Source organism: Bacteroidota bacterium (genome assembly GCA_039111535.1).
Classification (GTDB): domain Bacteria; phylum Bacteroidota; class Rhodothermia; order Rhodothermales; family JAHQVL01; genus JBCCIM01.
The window spans coordinates 33,747-51,193 of record JBCCIM010000006.1; the positions used below are offsets into that span (position 1 = coordinate 33,747).

13 protein-coding genes and 1 riboswitch are annotated in these 17,447 nt (G+C 51.9%); of the genes, 7 read left to right on the plus strand and 6 right to left on the minus strand.

The window, feature by feature from the left end:
- The first annotated feature begins 25 nt into the window (after window positions 1-25).
- Together ftsZ and AAF564_01855 are read left to right on the plus strand one after the other, a co-directional pair.
- Window positions 26-1,294: a cell division protein FtsZ gene (gene ftsZ / locus AAF564_01850; GenBank protein ID MEM8484257.1), complete on the plus strand. Its 1,269-nt coding sequence runs from the start codon at window positions 26-28 to the stop codon at window positions 1,292-1,294.
- Window positions 1,295-1,469: 175 nt separating this feature from the next.
- The gene (locus AAF564_01855; protein ID MEM8484258.1) at window positions 1,470-3,302 is read left to right on the plus strand and encodes a hypothetical protein; all 1,833 of its coding nucleotides are present in this window, start codon (window positions 1,470-1,472) and stop codon (window positions 3,300-3,302) included.
- Window positions 3,303-3,307: 5 nt separating this feature from the next.
- Here the strand turns inward: AAF564_01855 and AAF564_01860 are convergent, their stop codons facing one another.
- A complete protein-coding gene (locus AAF564_01860) occupies window positions 3,308-4,417 on the minus strand; it encodes a DUF1579 family protein (GenBank protein ID MEM8484259.1) in 1,110 nt (369 codons plus the stop codon).
- A 289-nt stretch (window positions 4,418-4,706) separates the two neighbouring features.
- Between AAF564_01860 and AAF564_01865 the strand changes: the two genes are divergently transcribed.
- Entirely contained in the window at window positions 4,707-6,890 is a 2,184-nt protein-coding gene (locus AAF564_01865) for a winged helix-turn-helix domain-containing protein (protein MEM8484260.1), read from the plus strand.
- Window positions 6,891-6,917: 27 nt separating this feature from the next.
- Here the strand turns inward: AAF564_01865 and AAF564_01870 are convergent, their stop codons facing one another.
- Window positions 6,918-7,886 carry an acyl-CoA desaturase gene (locus AAF564_01870; GenBank protein ID MEM8484261.1) on the minus strand — a complete coding sequence of 323 codons (969 nt, stop codon included), beginning with the start codon at window positions 7,884-7,886 and terminating at the stop codon, window positions 6,918-6,920.
- Window positions 7,887-8,188: 302 nt separating this feature from the next.
- On the opposite strand from AAF564_01870, the gene AAF564_01875 reads away from it, so the two are divergent.
- The 3 genes from AAF564_01875 to AAF564_01885 all read left to right on the plus strand — a co-directional run bounded on the left by AAF564_01875 (window position 8,189) and on the right by AAF564_01885 (window position 11,085).
- Window positions 8,189-8,602, plus strand: coding sequence for a nuclear transport factor 2 family protein (locus AAF564_01875; GenBank protein MEM8484262.1), 414 nt, complete (start codon window positions 8,189-8,191; stop codon window positions 8,600-8,602).
- A gap of 163 nt (window positions 8,603-8,765) precedes the next feature.
- Window positions 8,766-9,863, plus strand: a complete 1,098-nt coding sequence (locus AAF564_01880) for a sialidase family protein (GenBank protein MEM8484263.1) — start codon at window positions 8,766-8,768, stop codon at window positions 9,861-9,863.
- Window positions 9,864-9,969: 106 nt separating this feature from the next.
- Window positions 9,970-11,085: a BamA/TamA family outer membrane protein gene (locus AAF564_01885; protein ID MEM8484264.1), complete on the plus strand. Its 1,116-nt coding sequence runs from the start codon at window positions 9,970-9,972 to the stop codon at window positions 11,083-11,085.
- Window positions 11,086-11,099: 14 nt separating this feature from the next.
- Here the strand turns inward: AAF564_01885 and AAF564_01890 are convergent, their stop codons facing one another.
- The 4 genes from AAF564_01890 to AAF564_01905 form a co-directional block, all read right to left on the minus strand.
- Window positions 11,100-11,951 (minus strand): methylated-DNA--[protein]-cysteine S-methyltransferase, encoded by an 852-nt coding sequence (locus tag AAF564_01890; protein MEM8484265.1) that lies wholly within the window; start codon window positions 11,949-11,951, stop codon window positions 11,100-11,102.
- 119 nt (window positions 11,952-12,070) lie between these two features.
- Window positions 12,071-12,289 carry a (2Fe-2S)-binding protein gene (locus AAF564_01895; protein ID MEM8484266.1) on the minus strand — a complete coding sequence of 73 codons (219 nt, stop codon included), beginning with the start codon at window positions 12,287-12,289 and terminating at the stop codon, window positions 12,071-12,073.
- Window positions 12,290-12,317: 28 nt separating this feature from the next.
- Window positions 12,318-13,703, minus strand: a complete 1,386-nt coding sequence (locus AAF564_01900) for a DUF5074 domain-containing protein (GenBank protein MEM8484267.1) — start codon at window positions 13,701-13,703, stop codon at window positions 12,318-12,320.
- A 34-nt stretch (window positions 13,704-13,737) separates the two neighbouring features.
- The gene (locus tag AAF564_01905) at window positions 13,738-15,684 is read right to left on the minus strand and encodes a TonB-dependent receptor (GenBank protein ID MEM8484268.1); all 1,947 of its coding nucleotides are present in this window, start codon (window positions 15,682-15,684) and stop codon (window positions 13,738-13,740) included.
- Window positions 15,685-15,811: 127 nt separating this feature from the next.
- Window positions 15,812-16,060: riboswitch (cobalamin riboswitch) on the minus strand.
- A gap of 66 nt (window positions 16,061-16,126) precedes the next feature.
- Between AAF564_01905 and AAF564_01910 the strand changes: the two genes are divergently transcribed.
- Window positions 16,127-17,029 (plus strand): serine hydrolase, encoded by a 903-nt coding sequence (locus AAF564_01910; GenBank protein ID MEM8484269.1) that lies wholly within the window; start codon window positions 16,127-16,129, stop codon window positions 17,027-17,029.
- Window positions 17,030-17,447: the final 418 nt, after the last annotated feature.

Sequence of the window (17,447 nt, forward strand, 5' to 3'; positions counted from 1 at the left end):
ATCGCACTGTAAAACTGGAGGGATCATGGATACCTTAATTAGCTCACGATTTACATTTGAAGGCGACTCCGGGGATGGGCCGAAGCTCGCCGTGGTAGGTGTTGGCGGTGGCGGTGGAAACGCCATCAATAACATGGTTGACAAAGGCATTAATGGCGTAGAATTTATCGCCATCAATACAGACAAGCAGGCGCTTGATGTCAACAAAGCAAATTACAAAGTGCAGGCCGGCCGCAATCTTACCAAAGGATTGGGGGCAGGCGCACGACCCGTCAAGGGCGCAGAGTCGCTCGAAGAAAGCCGCGAAGAGATTGAAGAACTCATTCGTGGGTACGAAATGATTTTTATCACCGCTGGTATGGGCGGTGGAACGGGGACCGGTGGTGCACCCGTTGTTTGCGCCATTGCGCGCAAACTGGGCATCCTGACGGTTGCCATTGTTACCAAACCCTTCGAATGTGAAGGCCGTCGGCGCATGGATTCTGCAATGGGAGGCATTGAACTGCTTCGCGAGCAGGTGGATACGCTGATCATTATTCCGAACGAACGGTTGCTGGATATCGCAGAGCCAAATACAAGCATGATCGAAGCATTTACAAAAGCTGACGAAGTGCTGTACAATGCTACCCGCGGCATTAGCGATCTGATTACCGTACATGGTTTGATCAACCTCGACTTTGCAGATGTTGAGACCACCATGAAAAACGGTGGCACTGCCCTCATGGGTGCTGCTACGGCGTCTGGTGAAAACCGCGCTGAACGTGCAGCCGTTGAGGCAATTTCAAGCCCGCTGCTTGATGGCGTTGCCATCCAGGGGGCGCGGAATGCACTCGTGAACATTACTGCCGGATCAAATCTTGGTATCCACGAAGCCACTACGGCAACCAGCATCATTCAGCGCGAGGCTGGTGATGATGTGGAAGTCATTTTTGGTACGGTGATCGACGAAGCGATGGGCGACAGCCTCCGCGTGACGGTTATTGCTACGGGCTTTGACAAGCCAGGCCGCACAACGACAGACCAGCGCAACCGCGACACGATGCTCGACAAAGAGCCGCCGCAGTCCTTCATGAGCTACAAAGGCGAAGAAAACCTGCGTCAGTTGGATATTCCAGCCTTTGAACGCCGCAACAACACGATCAACTTTGCAGGAAATCGGGATGCTGAAGCCGGGGGTGATGAAGAAGCTGGCAAGGTCAACCGACTGCAAGGTGATGACATGAAAGAGCGCCGGGAACGCATCAACAAAGGCAACACTGATGTGCCTGCGTTCCTACGCAAAATGATCGACTAGGTAATATGCGATTGCCAATGGCCGAGTGAAGCACCCATTGGCTTGATCGACATCTTTTCCATACTCGGCATCGCACTCCAGTTTTACTAGAGGGCCCTCCGGTCCTTTTACGGCCCCTGAGCAAGGCCGTTACCCCACTCGTCCGCCCACCCTGGCGAGTGGGGTTTCTTATGTTTTGCAAAACATGCCGGAAGCCGGCGCGTTGGACGGTGCATGGTATTTGCCAGTAGCAGGTATTACGGCAATTCTGCTTGTTTTGCCGCGGTTTTTGCCGGCCTGTTGTGTATTGCTTCCTGCTTTTCATTATCCACGCCGCATGCCGGGATTCAGGTATAATATTGCCGCTCTTGGGCTCCTTTTTTGGTTTGCCTGCGCCTGTCTCTGCGCCAGTTCTGCGCTTGCCCAGCCCACACGCGGCATCGTCTGGAATCCTCCCGTAAATACCGAGCGTGCCCAGGCAGAACTCCTCGAAATTAAGGCCGCCGGCGTTGAAGCCGTACGGACGCCTGTGCTGATTGAATCAAGCCTGTATACCCTTGCTGATTCCCTCGGCTTGCAATTCTATCAAGACCTTCCGTTTTCCTATCTCTCGCAACGCGCTGTGCGAGATACCCTGGATACCGCGCTTCAGTTAATACGTGACCTCATGCAATGGGCTGAGCGCCATCCTTCTGTACGCGACATCGGGCTCGCCAAACATATTGATACCAGCGATCCGGGCACCTGTGCTTTTTTTGAATCCCTTGTAGAGGAGGCGCGCCGCGTTACGCGCCTACCCGTGCGGTTCTATTACGAAACCACCTTTATCGAAGACGACCAGTGTGCCGGCACCGTTGATTATGTACTTATCGATGGGCTCAACAAGGCCGACCTGCCGGCGATGGTTACGCGGTGGAAACAGACCCACCCCGATGCTCCCGTTGGATTTGGTGCAGTGGGCACGTGGGTAGATGCCTTTGACGAAACCCGCGATGGGTATAAATTGCTTAACTCCCCTTCGTATCAGGCCCGCTACCTGGAGCACAACCTGAATCAGTTGTTTTCAACAACCAATCCAGTTGATCTCTCCTCGATTTTTGTATATCGCTGGCGGGATATCAGGCTGTCTTTTCCCTCGGTTGCCCACAACCTCAAGTATCCCTACCGGCATCCGTATGGAGTGAAGACGAACAGGGGCAAGAGTCGGGCGTCGTTTTATGTTGTGCAGGGTATCTACACCGGAACGCAGCAGGTATTTGCGTTTCCCGTTGGAGAAGAACAGCAGCCCGGGGCATCCTGGATCATCTTGCTCGGGTGGCTTACGGTTGCCATGCTGGGATTTTGTTTTGCGTATTTCCCCCGCTTTGGCCCCAATGTCCGGCGGTATTTTGGTGCACATGGCTTTTATCGATCTGCAGTAGAGGAAGGCAGGGAGCTGCTGTTTGGGCCAACCATGTTACTCCTTGTTACTGTAATGACGGCATTCGGTATTGCTGGTGCGGTTATTCTGGATACCGTTCGGGTGACTGAAGCGTTCTCCGCTTTGGTGCGCTGGATGCCGGCAACACTGCGCACCACGCTGGTTGCCTTGTTGTCAAATCAGCTGGTGATGACCCTGGTGTTGGGCAGTTGTTTTGCGGTGGCAATTACAATTTGGACGTCTATTTTGTCGGCCATTACCGCCCGGAGCCGGCGTCGTTTGCTGCCCGGCCAAACGTTTATGCTCATCGTTTGGCCCCAATGGCCGGTGATCATTGCCATGGTCGCATCGATTGTGATCAGTACGCTAGATAAAACCTATGCCCCAATTTGGGCGCTTGCCGTTTTTGTATTGCTCACCCTGGCTGTGTTTGCTGCTACGATTCGCGCGTATCGGGACTACGCAGCTATTACCCGCCCCAGTTTACTGCGTGCGTCGCTCGTATTGCTCGGTAATCCGTTTATCCTGATTGCGCTGGCCGGCGTATATTTGAGCATCCAGCATACAGATAAATTTAGCTTTTTCTGGCACCTCATCACCCGAACCTGATCGGGCTATTTTTTAGTAAAGGCAATGTCCCAGAACGTATTAAACGTTTGGCCACGATCGGTGCTGTTTTCCCCGTACCAGGCATACGTATCACCTGCAATGTCGTGAAACACATAGCGCGCCATGACTGCGTCTGTTGTGTTTGCTTCAAAATTGTGCAGTACAATCTGATCCCCCTCCTGTCGCCCGCCAAAAAAGAGCTGGCTGTTGCCCCTGTTGGTCAGATAAAGTGACTCCCACCGACGCATAGCCCTGTTGTAAAGGCGAATGATGCTGGTTGCGGCATCGGGTAATGAAGGGTCGAGATCAAACCAGCTATGCTCAAGGATGGCATGTCCGTTCATTGCATGTACAGCCGTAGCATTTACGGGAAACTGAATTTGCTGCCCTCCCACGTTCATGTTATGTATCGCCTGCCATTCGCCGAGCAAGAAATCAAACTGGCTTGATGCGGCCGGCCTGTTTTTGCTCGGATTGCCGGTATCTTTGCGAGGTTGCATAAATGCGGCAGTGTGTTCGCGCCGGCTGTATTCATGCTTTTCAGTTTTTGCCCAATCTGCATCCCTGCTGGTTTTTTGGCTCCGGGTTACCGAAAAGGAGTCTGAAGAATGCATGGCGTACTCAATTTTAATATGGGTGAGTACAGGCGTGCCCCCCTTTCGGATAGCAGAAGTTAGCGACAGTTTTCGGCCTTTTAGCTCGCCATTGTACATGGCAATATGCTCGGTGTAACTATTGGCTTCGCCTAGTACCCAGGCTTCGTGCGATGGGCTGTAATTGATGAACTGTAACAGGTTTAGTTCATGTTCGCCGTCATACGCCGGCACATGAACCCTGCTCATGTATGCATAGCCACGAATCATATAGGTAACCTCAGCCATGCCTGCAGAAACACGCGGTTCAGCATCCGGGGTGAATGTGGTTACCTGTATATCCCACTGCCCGAGTAAATCTTTCATTTTGTCGAGTGCCTCAGGCGCACGTGGACTGCGCTCGGTATACGCAACCCCCTGGTCAAACAGATATCCGTCATTAACTGGCTGTGCTACGGCAGGGATAGCAAAACAAACGAGTAAAAGGGCAAGAATAAGGGGATAGCTGTTGCAAGTTCTCATGATCAACTTTATTGTGGGTTGTGGCGTAAAGAAAAGTGCCAGAAGAGCGCATACAGGGGTGTTTGCGGCCAGGCAAAAAAATCACCCCCATATGCAACTCTTGCTACAACACGCTGAAGCTGCACCCTGGACTGGGCCGCCTTTCAGCGGATTGAGCGTTTGCATCTCCTTACCAGAATGGAACTACCATGCGTGCTTCAGTATAGCCTTTGCGGTGATCAACAAGCCTCAAGACTATCGCAAGGTTTTCTCAAGAAGGTATTCTCAAGACTGTGCATGACAGCTTGCCATGATAGACACTGCATTTTATATCGGCGATTGGTACGTGGAGCCGCAGCTCAATCGGCTTAGCGGTCCAGAAGGAACTGTATCATTGGAGCCGCGGACGATGAAGGTGCTTTTGCAGCTTGCAGCAGCTACGCCCGGCGTTGTTACGCGAGAACAATTGCTTGAGCAGGTTTGGGTGGATGCGCTGGTTACTGAGCACTCGCTAACCATTGCAATCTCGGATCTCCGAAAGCTCTTTGGCGATACGCCGCGGCAGCCGGCGTACATAGAAACCATTCGAAGCGTAGGGTATCGACTGATCGCTCCAGTTCGATTTCCTGTTGACATTCCGGTTGTTTCGCCTTCAGCGCCGGTACTGTTGCATAGCGGAGACGGTATGGCTGGAGATGGCGCTGCTGGAGATGACCTGGCCCCAAACATGGTTGCTCAACCGGAAGGGCGGAAGCACCGCTGGCGAACGACGGCATTTGTTCTGATTCCAGCATTGTGCTGCATAGTGCTGATACTGTTTTTGATTTTTGTGCCGCAATACGGGATGCAAACAACCATCGACAGGGTGCAGCCGCTGACTACGTTGTCTGGTGTAGAAATCTCGCCGGCTTTTTCCCCGGATGGGGGCCGGGTAGCGTTTGTCGTATTTCCAGATAGCGGTGATGTCTCCCAGATTTTTGTGCAACAGATAGGCGAGGCGCAGCCTGTGCGACTTACCGATGAAGTTGGTGCTGAATTGTTGCCCGCGTGGTCGCCTGATGGTGAACACATCGCCTACCTCGGATATGGGCGGGATGGATGTGCACTATATAAAATACCAGCCTACGGCGGGAAGGGCTTGAAAATCAAAGATTCCGCCTGTGCCCTAGGCGGCATGGGCTGGGTGCCAGATGGTGAGGGCCTTGTTGTTTCCGTGCCTGGTGAGCAGGAAGAGAGCCAGCATCTTGTTGTTGTTGACCTGGGCAATATGAGCCAGCACCGCCTCACCTCACCGCCGGCGACTTTTGCTGGCGACATGACACCCCGTTTCTCGCCAGATGGTAAAACCCTCGCTTTTGTACGGGCAATCGACCGCACCACCCGTGATATTTATTTACTGGATTGGCAAAAGCCGGCCGCCATTCCTACAAGGCTCACACAGGATGGCGTCAATATCACCGGATTTGACTGGACGTCTGATGGCAAAGCCATTGTTTTTGCGTCCAACCGAGAGCAGCGGCATGGTTTATGGAAAACTACCATTGCGGGCACCTACGATCCCGTGCTGATGCGTGCTTTTAGTGTTGACGACCCGGGCAGCGTTGTGCTCGACCGTACCGGTCGCCGACTGGTTTACACCGATTGGACGTATGAAGTGAATACCTGGCGCCTTCCCCTCGATGTAGCGACAAGCCATCCATTACCCGAAACGCCTGCTATAGCTTCTACACGTTCCGATTTTCAGCCTGCAGTTTCATCGGCCGGCCGCGTTGCTTTTGTATCCACACGAAGCGGCAATAGCGAGATCTGGGTTGCCAATGCTATGGGGCAGGAGGAAATCCGCCTTACTACAATGAAAAGCCAGGCAACCCGATATCCGAGTTGGTCTCCGGATGGACAGTTTATTGCTTTTGAAGCCCAGCGCGATGGGCAGTCAGATATTTTTGTTGTTGATGCCGCCGGCGGCCAGCCGCAGCAAATCACAAGGTCTGCTTTCGAGGAGTCGCGCCCTGCCTGGACGCATGATGGGAAAGCTGTGTATTTCGGATCAGATAAAAGTGGGGCATGGCAGGTCTGGCGTCACACCCTCGCAACCGGAGACGCTGAGCAAGTGACCACAGCGGGCGGACTAGCCGGCTGGGAATCTGCTGATGGCCGCACCCTGTATTTCTTGCGCGCAGATACGACGGGTATTTGGTACAAAACACTACCTTCAGGACCGGAGCGCAAACTTGTTGACGCAGATCCCTCCTTTTTTGCGCTGGCCGGTAACGGGTTGTATTATCTTACACCTCCAGGCGATAGCCTGCATATAAATGTGTGGCGGTACGACCTTGAGGCACGGCAATCAGCGCTGGTGCGCAATATTCCGGTGCGTCCACTGCATTATTTTGACCGGTGGGGATTCTCGGTGTCGCCCGACGAATCCGTACTCTATTTCAGCCGCGTTGATCGTTCTGAAAGTGACCTTATGCTCACCGAAGGCCGGATTTAGCGCCGGCCTTCGGTGTACAAATTTGCCTTAATGTGTTACGTGTGCTGACTGTTTTTGCGATGCAGTTGCGCGATTCACGTTCCAGACCCACCCCAGCTTTTCAAATACCCAGATGGCAAGTCCATTGATGTCAATCTGCCACCAGCGGAAGCCGTGAACAGCAGCTGCGGGGAAGGCATGGTGATTGTTGTGCCATCCTTCTCCAAAAGCCAGCACTCCGAAAATGAAGTTGTTTCTGCTGAGATCGCGCGTTTTATAGGGCCGCGAACCAAAGACGTGGCAGACAGAATTAATGCTCCATGTAACGTGGTGCAAGAAGAAAACCCGGACGGCCCCTCCCCAAATCAATCCTTCAACGAAGCCGGTCCACGACATTGTGATCAACCAGCCAAGGAGCCCGGGAAGCAGGAACGAGAGTAATATCCACCACCCATATTGTTTATCAATCCAGACAAGCATTTTGTCTTTCAATAAATCAGGGGCAAAACGCGAAGCAGTTGTCTCTTCCTGGTCAAAGAACCAGCCGATGTGGGCATACCAGAAGCCTTTGATCATGTCGATCCAGGTTTCACCTTCGTGGATGTGAGGAGAATGCGGATCACCGGGGCGGTCACTGAAGGCGTGGTGCCTGCGGTGGTCGGCAACCCAGCGAATAACCTGGCCCTGAATTGCAAAAGCGCCGGCTAAGGCCAGCACTGCTTTGAGCCAGGGTTTTACCTGGAATCCCTTGTGGGTAAACAAGCGATGGTAGCCTACGCCAATACCCATGGTTGTAATTGCATAAAAACCCACCAGGAGCAAAAGTGACATCAGCGAAATGCCTTCCCCCCAGTAGTAAATAACAGCGCCTATAAAAACAATAAAAGGGATAATCGTCAGGCTCAGAACGGCGGTTTTGTGTAACACTGCAGCCTTGCCTTCATAAGGGGTGGTGAAGGCATTGGGTTTTGCATCTTCATCAGATGGTGTAGAGGAAACCTCAAGTGCTGGGTTCATGTGGTTCACTTTATTTGAATTTAGAGGGGGGACTAAACGGTGGAACACGGAATCAGGATGGGAGAATATAGTTTTTTTTCGATGCTCCAGTCAAAGCGTCCGAAACTTAATTTATGTTGTTTTGGTAATAATTACATAGGCAACTAAATGTGACACTGATTCTGTAGCTTTTAACGAGGCGGAAACAGTTGGAGCCTGCGTTATCTGCATGTCGGTGACATGCCTGTGAACAGTTAGCAATTATTAGTTGCCTATGCAATTGTTGCCTGATAAACATTCGTTAATATCCAAACCTGAAAACAATGACAACTTTTATTTTGATGAACCTGATTTTCCTCGCAGCCACATTTGCAACGCCGGCGTCAGATGATGCTGAAGTACGCGCGGTTGTAAAACAGTTTGCAACCGCAGCAGATAAGCAAGATGCCGCTGGTGTTCGTAGCGTGTTGCACAAAGAAGCGCAGCAGTTTTTTAAAGGAGAAAACGGCCTGGTCCGCCTCGAAACGGCAGTCTACCTCGGCATGATCGAGCAAAAGAAAATTGGCGGCCAGCCACGCAAGCTGACAATCGACCATGTTGCAGTTGACGGAGACATGGCCAGTGTTAAAGCAACCATGGTAAATAAAGCCTACCGCTTTGATAATTTTATTTCTTTGATGAAAGTAGAGGGGCAGTGGCAAATCATGAGTATCGTCCTGCGTATGCAGGCAGTGTGATAGGTGCAAAAAGTGCGGGAGTCGCATTGACATATGGAAAACCGGTGTGTCGGTCTTATTTTGACACATCGGTTTTTTAAATGCCTCCCTTTGAACCATGAAGCCTTCCCCGCGATCTTATTCAAACGTTTTACTTCTTGCTATTTTAGGTATTACCGGATGTATGCAAGCCGCAGAGCATGATGCCGGTGCGCCTGTTACGCCAGTGCCCAACTACATTTTTACAGCCGGACAGGAGGGCTATGCCTGCTTCCGCATACCTGCCGTACTCACGACGGCAAGCGGTAACCTGCTTGCTTTTGCAGAAGGCCGAAAACGTGGTTGCTCGGATACAGGTGATATTGATCTTGTCGTGAAACGCTCTGAAGACAATGGCGAAAGCTGGAGTGCATTGCAGGTAGTCTGGGATTCAGGAGAAAATACAAGCGGAAATCCAGCACCTGTTTTGGATGCGCAAACCGGTACAATTCATTTGTTGTCCACGTGGAATCGTGGAGAAGATCGCGAGCCGGCCATAATTGATCAGACCTCTGTTGACACGCGCCGCATTTACGTTATGTCTTCTTCCGATGACGGGATTAGCTGGTCATCTCCGAAAGAAATCACAACGGATGTGAAATTACCCAACTGGACCTGGTATGCAACCGGACCGGGTTCGGGTATTCAGTTAACGCGGGGTCCCCATGCGGGCCGGATGGTTATTGCGTGTGACCACATCGAGGCTGAGACAAAACACTACTATTCGCACGTAATCTACTCCGATGATAACGGCGCAACATGGCAGCTTGGTGGGTCAACCCCACAGCACTACGTTAACGAATCTGAAGTAGCAGAGCTTGAAGATGGCAGCCTCTTGCTTAACATGCGGAATTATGCGCCAGAGGAGCGGCATCGTAAAATATCTAGCAGCACTGATGGCGGCGCAACCTGGTCGGATTTGGAATCAGACACCACCCTTGTTGAGCCCATTTGTCAGGCCAGCTTACAGCGCTACCAGTTTGCAGATGAGGGCCAGGGCGTATTGCTATTTTCTAATCCGGCAAGCAAAACACACCGGGAAAACATGACGTTGCGTGCCAGCTATGACGACGGCAAAACGTGGCCCAAGTCGCTGCTTGTACATAGCGGACATGCCGCGTATTCTGATCTGTTGCGGTTGCCCAATGATAGCATCGGCATCCTGTTCGAAGCCGGCCCTGACCGCGAGAATGGTTACCGGGGCATTGCCTTTCGGGCCATCGCGCTGGATGAGCTTCAGTAGCGCTGATGCCGGCGGCGCGTATTATTGCAAAATGCTGCGTAAGAGGAATCTAATGTAATTGGGATAGCGTACGCAGTCTATTCCTTATCAGTTGGCCTCTTGTTGGATGAATCTGCTCAAATCCGGGATACGCATTTCACGCATAACTTTACTACTGGCAATGGTTGGCTTGCTTGCCCCGTGTGCAAGCCAGGCACAAAGTGGTAGCAGCGCTGCAGATTCTGCACTTTATGTGAAGTCTAGCTGGGTTGTGTTGCCCAGCCTGTTTTATTCCCCTAAAACCAAACTCGGCGGCGGCGGGTCGGTCAGATACTTTCCTCGAAGAAAACTTGGAGTGCGACCTTCCAGCGTGTCTGCTTCATTTGTTTATACGGCGCGCAAGCAGTTGGTGCTGAGCCTTGTACCCGACCTGTTTTTTGATGGCGGCCGGCGTCGATTTTTTGCCAGTGCGCTCTACTTGAACTTCCCCGACGTATTTTTTGGCGTTGGCAATGATGCACCGCGCTCGGATAGTGAGGGGTACACGGCGCGCACAACCAGTTTATTGCTGAGTGGCGAACAGCAAATTCGCCCCAACCTCAATCTGGGATTACAGACCTGGTACCGGTTCGAGAAAATTACAGAAACAGATTCCACCGGTATACTTGCGGCCGGTACCTTGCCGGGCAGTATGCCGGGTAATGCAACGGGGGCTGGCCTGTTTTTGCGATGGGATACGAGAGATAACTTTTTCTATACCACGAACGGTCTCTATGTACGCGGTGCGTGGATGTTTTTTGGAGATGCGCTGGGTGGCGATTTTCGCTTTAGCCGGGCGACGATGGACATCCGCAAGTTCTGGCCGATTGGATGGCGTCACGTGATCGCTGCACGCGCCTATACGCAGGCCGTTGAAGGTACCGCGCCGTTTCAGTTGCTCCCGCAGGTGGGTGGCCGCTCGTTAATGCGTGGATACTCCGAAGGTAGATACCGCGATAACGTTCTGGCCGTTATACAGGCTGAATACCGGCTTATTGTTATGGGCCCGATTGGATTTGTGGTGTTTGGAAGTGTAGGTGATTTGCAACGTCGGTACGATGCATTGGGAAGCGAAAATCTGGTTTTGGCCGGCGGTACGGGGGTTCGCCTGCTCATCAACGAAGAAGGGCTCAACTTCCGTGTCGACTATGGTGTTGGTAGAGATGGCGGGGCATTTTACTTCACGTTGGGCGAGGCTTTTTAGCCGCATTGCTTGCTTTACGCAGCACGCTCCATTTCTTGCGCCAGTGCACGGGAGGCTTCCCATCCAATCATAGCTTTCTTACGCGCTGTACCCCAGTGGTATTGCCCAAAGTGCCCACTCTTCCTTATTACCCGGTGGCATGGAATTAAAAAACCAACAGGATTCCTTGCAACGGCTGAGCTTACTGCCCGCGTGGCGCTGGGTTTGTTAATGGACAACGCAAGATCTTCGTAAGCCACAACCTGTCCGGCTGGTATTTTCAACAGCGCCTGCCATACCTGTATCTGAAAGTTGGTGCCTTTCACGTGTAGTTGAAACGGTTCGTTTGGGTCATTTTCTACAAACAAGCGATCAACGAGCGGAGTAATGGCCTGTGTATCTTCACGCAGCGTCGCCCTGGGCCATTGGTCCTGTAATTCCTGGATCACCCGCTCTCGATCATCAAGCGGATTAAAGCTCATGCTGCAGATCCCTCGATCGGTTACTGCCATAAAACAGCAACCAAAAAGCGTATCCCGAAACCCGTACCTGATGGTCAGACTGGCGCCGCCGGCTTTGTATTCGCCTGGCGTCATCCCCTCAATCTTTACAAACAAATCGTGCAGTCGGCTGCCGCTCGACAAGCCAGATGCATAAGCCGTTTCAAGTACCGAGTGTGCCTGGCTCAGCATGTCTTTGGCGTGATGCAGCGTAAGGAAATGTACAAACTGCTTTGGCGTTACGCCGGCCCAGCGCTTGAACAGCCGCTCAAAATGAAAGGGGCTCAGGTGTATGTGATCTGCAATGGTGGCGAGATTGGGCTGGGCCTTGTAATTTTCTTCCAGGTATCGAATTGCGCGTTCTATTCTGCCGTAATCAGTTTCCATGGCTGTATTGCACGTGACGGTGTTGATTCAGTTACAAACCAAGAATACAACAAACCTGTGTCTGCTACGACCCGATTCTTGCTGAAAATCTGGAAACATAAGATACGCTTTAAGACAGTCTACTGAGAGGGTGTTGGCGTAGATGTGATAATTTCATTGAAGACTGTCTCGCCCGTTTCAAGCATTCGTGCGACGTATGGGTGGCACAGTTTGCAGTTTTGTCCAAACGTCACGTGCTGTTGAAGCTCAGGGATCGAAGTACTCCCTGAGGCTTCAGCAGCACGCTTTAATGCAGCAAAGGTTTGGTTGAAACAGTGGCATTTATCGATAACAAGCATATATGCTGCAGGTTTGGAACTGAGACGATTATTTAATAAGGGTCATCTGCCGCGTTGCAACAACATCGCCGGCTTGCAGGGTGTAGAAATAGCGCCCGCTTGGCAAATCGGTTGCCTGCCAGTCAACTTTATGGCTCCCCGCCTGGTAGGCGCGGTCAGTTAGTGTTGCCACCTCTATGCCCAGAAGACTATAAACTTTAAGTGATACATCGGTTGCATGCGTCAACTCAAAAGTTATGGTTGTTGAAGGGTTGAATGGGTTCGGGTAATTCTGATTCAGCGTGAAGCGTTGTGGCGTCTCTCCAGGTGGGTCCTCTGTTGCGACTGAGGTACCAGTCTGCCAGAGTGCAATAGAAGTTGGGGCGATGCCAACGTCAAATCTGCTCACTTCAGTACCGTCAGGCGTATGTACTGATACAAAGCCGGCCGTTGTAAAGCTGGTGATACGTGCAAGGTACAGGTGGCCACTGGCAGCATCAAAAGCGACGCCGCCAAGGCTTTCCGATCCAGCAATGGCAATTGAAGGGGCTTGCGTATTGGTTGTTGTATCGAACGCGAGAAGTTCGCTACCGCGCACGAGATACAGCACGTTGTTTACGCCATCATAGTAGGTGTCTTGGCCGGCTGAAGAGGCGCCTACCTGGGTGTCAATGTTTAGGCGCTCTTTTATTTCTTTGGTTGCAGGGTCAACAACGAGTACCTGCCCGTTGGTCTGCTCGAGGATTTCAGTAAAGTCGCTGTTGTATTCAGTTTTGCCATTGCATACAACCCATAACTCGTCTTCTGCATCGACTTCAAGCGATCGTGGGCCGTCGCAGCCGAGCTGTAAAGTGTCAACGACCGCATCTGTTGCGATGTCGATGCGTGTGAGGGTACTATCGAATCCGAAACCATTATTTGCCACAAAAGCATAGCCGGCTACAGCGGCGATGTCTTCCGGGTTTGTGCCGGCGGAAATTGTGCCGGCTACAGTATTGCTGGTCAAGTCTATGACCGTAACACTGCTGCTGAACAGATTGGATACATAGGCTTTGTCGTCTGAAACAGCCGCCATATACCGGGGGCTCGGGACGTCCAGTATTTGGCCAGTTCTGGTGTTTGTGGGCAGGTCAAAAATATCAATTCGGTCGGAGGTGTTTGCCATAACAAACCCCGTGTTTTCATGCAATGTGATACTTTGTACGAGGGTGTTGAGGTCTGGCAGGCCGTCGGCTACAACAGTGGTTGTCGAAGGTGTGTACATTGAAACAGAACCGTTCGCATCGGAGAAATTCCCCTGGTTACCAATGTAGACCGATGTGGTTGATAGTTGCCCCAGCGCGCTAACCGGGAAGAGGAGGCAGAGCGCTGTAAGCAGGATGCAAGCAAGTTTGCTTGACCGATTAGATATAGCAGTAGCGGGTTTGTTGGGCATGTTGGTTTGTTTTATTAGGGTGGTCGTGTATGATTTAGCGCGTGTCCTGATTTTCCCCGGCAAACAGAATAGATAGTTGAAATCGGATTGCTCGAGGTGGGACCGGATAGCCTTTGATGACTTCAAAAGCCTGATCTGTCACGTTCTCCACAAAAACGCCGGCTGTGACCCGGGTTTTGGGGAGGGCTCTGGAAACGCGCAGGTGAAAATCTGCTGTGGTATATCCTGGCAAAAATTGCTGGCCATCAGTTGTGATGTAGCGCCGGCTGATATGGCGAAGGCTGGCATCCAACTGTACTTGTAGTTTGTTGCGCTGGTGCGAAAGGCCCAGCCGGGTTTTGGCGACATGGCGCGGGGTATAGCGCAGCGGCTGGTTAAACGCCGGTGTATCCGCTTCGGAAATATCTCGGGCATCAGCAAGGGTATAGCTGTTATGGCTGCTGATTGACCAGCGCTTGTTCATTTTGAAATGGCTACCCAACGCGAATTCGGTCCCTAGAATTTTCGTTGTGCCAATGTTCTCCGGCTGCCATATGCTGCTGTTTGCGGCAGAGGGTAACCAGGTAATCTGGTTTTTTATACGGTTGTAGAATCCGGATGCTTCGATCAGGATTTCAACTGCATGGTGGTTAATTGTGTAAACGATTCCCCCTTCAATTTGCCGGCTGCGCTCAGGAGCAAGCTCTGGGTTGCCACCTGGTTGCCAGAACCTGTCGTTGAATGTTGGCGCGCGAAAACCGCTGCCGGCATTGGCTTTCAGAGTCAGTGGTATTGTTTGTAGTAGCTGAAAATTGACGCCTAACGACGGGCTCAGCGAGACCAGGTGCTCGCCATTGGAAGGGAAAAAGGTATCGAGTCGAAGTCCGGGGAACAGGGTAAGGCGGGACACCGGGTGCACACTGCTTAAAAATCCGGCAAGCCTGTTCTCACGGGCGCTCCGCAACAGGTTGGGATGTCGCGCTGTGTATTGGCTTCCGGATATACCAGCACTCATACTGCCATAAGCCTGGTCCAGGGTGAGTTCTGCGTCGAGTGTGTAAGCACGCGTTCGCCCCGTCTGATCCAATGCCAACTGTGGGTTGCTGTAGCGCAAGGAACCACGCTGGGTTGCTCCCGTGAGGGCAAAAACACCTTTGGAAAGGGTAACGAGGTGGCGGGCCATTAATCTGCTTCCCGTATCCCATTGCCGCTCATCTTTTGGTGAAGTGGTTGCCGCGCCGGGCAGGCCACGTTCAGCAGTGTTGTACCATCCCGTGATCAGTGTGGCAGATTTTGGTTGGAGCCGGGCTACTTTGACAAACAGGGAAGAGGTTGTGCGATCAGCCCCTTCGCGCCGGCTGTTGGCAGGTGGGAAAAGGGATGGGTTCAGAAAAGGGAAGTCTCCCTGCTCGGTGCTATGGGCAAAAGACAGGAGTCCCTGCCATGCCCCGCGCGACAGGCCCGTTGATAGCGATCCATCGCGTTCACCAAACGGTCCGGTGCTGGCTGTTGTTTGTAAAAAGAACGGTTGGTCGGCATTGGGGGTTGCCAGGTTAATGACGCTTCCAATGCTCTGCGACCCGTAAAGCGCTGCGCCCTGTCCGTGTTGGATTTGTGCGCTATTGATGAGTTGCGCAGGAACCAGGGAAAGGTCAATTTGGCCGAGTTGTGGGTCGGATAACGGGACGCCGTCCAATAAAATGAGGGATTGGGAAGCCCCCGTGCCTCGAAAAGAAAGGGAGGCAAGTCCGTTGCCATAGCTGCGAATAAACGGACTACCGGCACGGTCGAGCAGGTGGGCAAGGGTTTGGCTGTTCGAAGATAGTACGTCTTCTCGCTTGATGGTGGTCAGGTGGACGGGTGCATCGCGGGTGGCCTGGGGCAGGCGCAGGGCTGTTATCTTGATTGCCGGCAATGCATACACAGAATCAGCTTTTTGCGGTTGGGCAAAAGCTGGGGTACATGTCAGCAAACAGAAAAGCAGGACAAAAATAAAGCGCATAAAAAAACCTGAACCCCAATAAAAATGGCTCAGGCAAGAACAGCAGATGCACACGATATCGCCACCTTGATGATCAAGCTAACGATAGGAATGACACTGTTTTCTACCCGAACCTCAAAACCCGGAGGTTGACGGTATACACAGTGGCAGGTCTCCTGGCTTACTGCGAAAAACAGGCAACTCCATTCTGGCCTTCCCACTTGCCAAACAGGCATGCAGTGACCAGACGCTCATCGTTGTCTGTCTCGTTTAGCAGCGTACAGTTGCGGGTACAGCTCCAGATTGGTTGTGCAGGCATAATACCTGACTACCTTGGATTCCCTTTTAATCGTCCCCGCATTGCTGCGGGTGTCGAACCAGTGTGCATATATAAAAGAACATTAATTCAAGGTAGGTTATATTCCATGGATTAACAAATGTGCCTCCACTTACCCCACGAATCATGCGTGTATCTTTATTCCTGACTGTTCTGGTGTTGATTACTGGATGTGGGCCGGCAGCAGAAAATAGCAACAACCCGATGACAAAGATTGAAGCAACGATCGATGCCGCAGTCGATTCTGTCCTTGCTGCACACCCCGAAGCCACGGTTGCTGTTGCCCTCGATGATGGGGTAACCGGGGCTACGTATCTGCTAAACGAGCACCGTTCGTTTCATGCGGCCAGCACGATGAAAATACCGGTCATGATAGAGGTGTATCGGCAGGCCGGCCAGGGGCGATTTTCGCTGGATGATGAACTGGAGGTGGTGAACGCATTTCATTCTATAGTGGATAGCAGCCGCTACAGCATCGAGGATGATTCAGACGATGCGATCTATACAAAACTTGGGCAAAAAATGACCCTTCGCGCCCTCGTATATCAAATGATTACCGTGTCTTCCAATCTCGCTACAAACCTGTTGATAGATTTTGTGTCAGCCGACACTGTGCAGGCTACAGCGGAAGCCCTGGGGGTGAAAAATATGAAAGTGCTGCGCGGAGTTGAAGACTTGAAAGCCTTTGATCTGGGTATGAGCAATACAACAACCGCTGCCGATCTCGCTGTTTTGCTCGCTGCCATTCGCGATGGAAAGGCTGTTTCTGTAACGGCAGACCAGGAGATGGTTGATGTATTACTGGCGCAGGAATTTAACGAAATGATTCCAGCAGGATTGCCGGCAACAGCGCGTGCAGCGCATAAGACAGGATGGATTACTGCAATTCACCATGATGCAGCCCTTGTGTACCCTGAAGGTACCGATCCTTATGTGCTGGTTATTCTTATTGAGGGCATAACAGATCATGCAGTATCCGCACAGGTGGGGGCTACAATTACTGCCGCCATCCATCAGGCATTGCGTTGAATGGGATGGATTGGCCTTTAAAAATGCGTTAATCCCTTAAGCTTTTCTTCAGATGCGCCGATACGAGGAGCACTGCAAGCTGTGCCCGTTGTTTCTCACCAAAACAACATCCCCCACAAGCACAGTCGTGCACTCACAAACATACATGGATAAACTGGCGGTCCCCACTACCCCCGTAAAACCGCTGTTTATATAGCTTGGCCTGGGCGCTGTATCTGCGTTTACGTTCTCAAAGAGAAACGTTACAACCATTGTACATAACCGAATTTGCGGTCCACCGCTGTAGATTCGATTATATCCGCTGGGCAAGGTTCATCCATATCAGATTGTGAGTGCCCATAGTTTCTAGGGCGAAATGGAGAATTAGATGAGCCAAGACACACAGGTGCACACTGGAAGTGCACACCCGGTATCGCGA

Coding starts and splice junctions, on each gene's coding strand:
- AAF564_01875 (MEM8484262.1), top strand. CDS start 8,189: ATGACAACTTTTATTTTGATGAACCTGATTTTCCTCGCAGCCACATTT.
- AAF564_01910 (MEM8484269.1), top strand. CDS start 16,127: ATGCGTGTATCTTTATTCCTGACTGTTCTGGTGTTGATTACTGGATGT.
- AAF564_01870 (MEM8484261.1), bottom strand. CDS start 7,886: ATGAACCCAGCACTTGAGGTTTCCTCTACACCATCTGATGAAGATGCA.
- ftsZ (MEM8484257.1), top strand. CDS start 26: ATGGATACCTTAATTAGCTCACGATTTACATTTGAAGGCGACTCCGGG.
- AAF564_01860 (MEM8484259.1), bottom strand. CDS start 4,417: ATGAGAACTTGCAACAGCTATCCCCTTATTCTTGCCCTTTTACTCGTT.
- AAF564_01865 (MEM8484260.1), top strand. CDS start 4,707: ATGATAGACACTGCATTTTATATCGGCGATTGGTACGTGGAGCCGCAG.
- AAF564_01885 (MEM8484264.1), top strand. CDS start 9,970: ATGAATCTGCTCAAATCCGGGATACGCATTTCACGCATAACTTTACTA.
- AAF564_01905 (MEM8484268.1), bottom strand. CDS start 15,684: ATGCGCTTTATTTTTGTCCTGCTTTTCTGTTTGCTGACATGTACCCCA.
- AAF564_01890 (MEM8484265.1), bottom strand. CDS start 11,951: ATGGAAACTGATTACGGCAGAATAGAACGCGCAATTCGATACCTGGAA.
- AAF564_01880 (MEM8484263.1), top strand. CDS start 8,766: ATGCAAGCCGCAGAGCATGATGCCGGTGCGCCTGTTACGCCAGTGCCC.
- AAF564_01900 (MEM8484267.1), bottom strand. CDS start 13,703: ATGCCCAACAAACCCGCTACTGCTATATCTAATCGGTCAAGCAAACTT.
- AAF564_01895 (MEM8484266.1), bottom strand. CDS start 12,289: ATGCTTGTTATCGATAAATGCCACTGTTTCAACCAAACCTTTGCTGCA.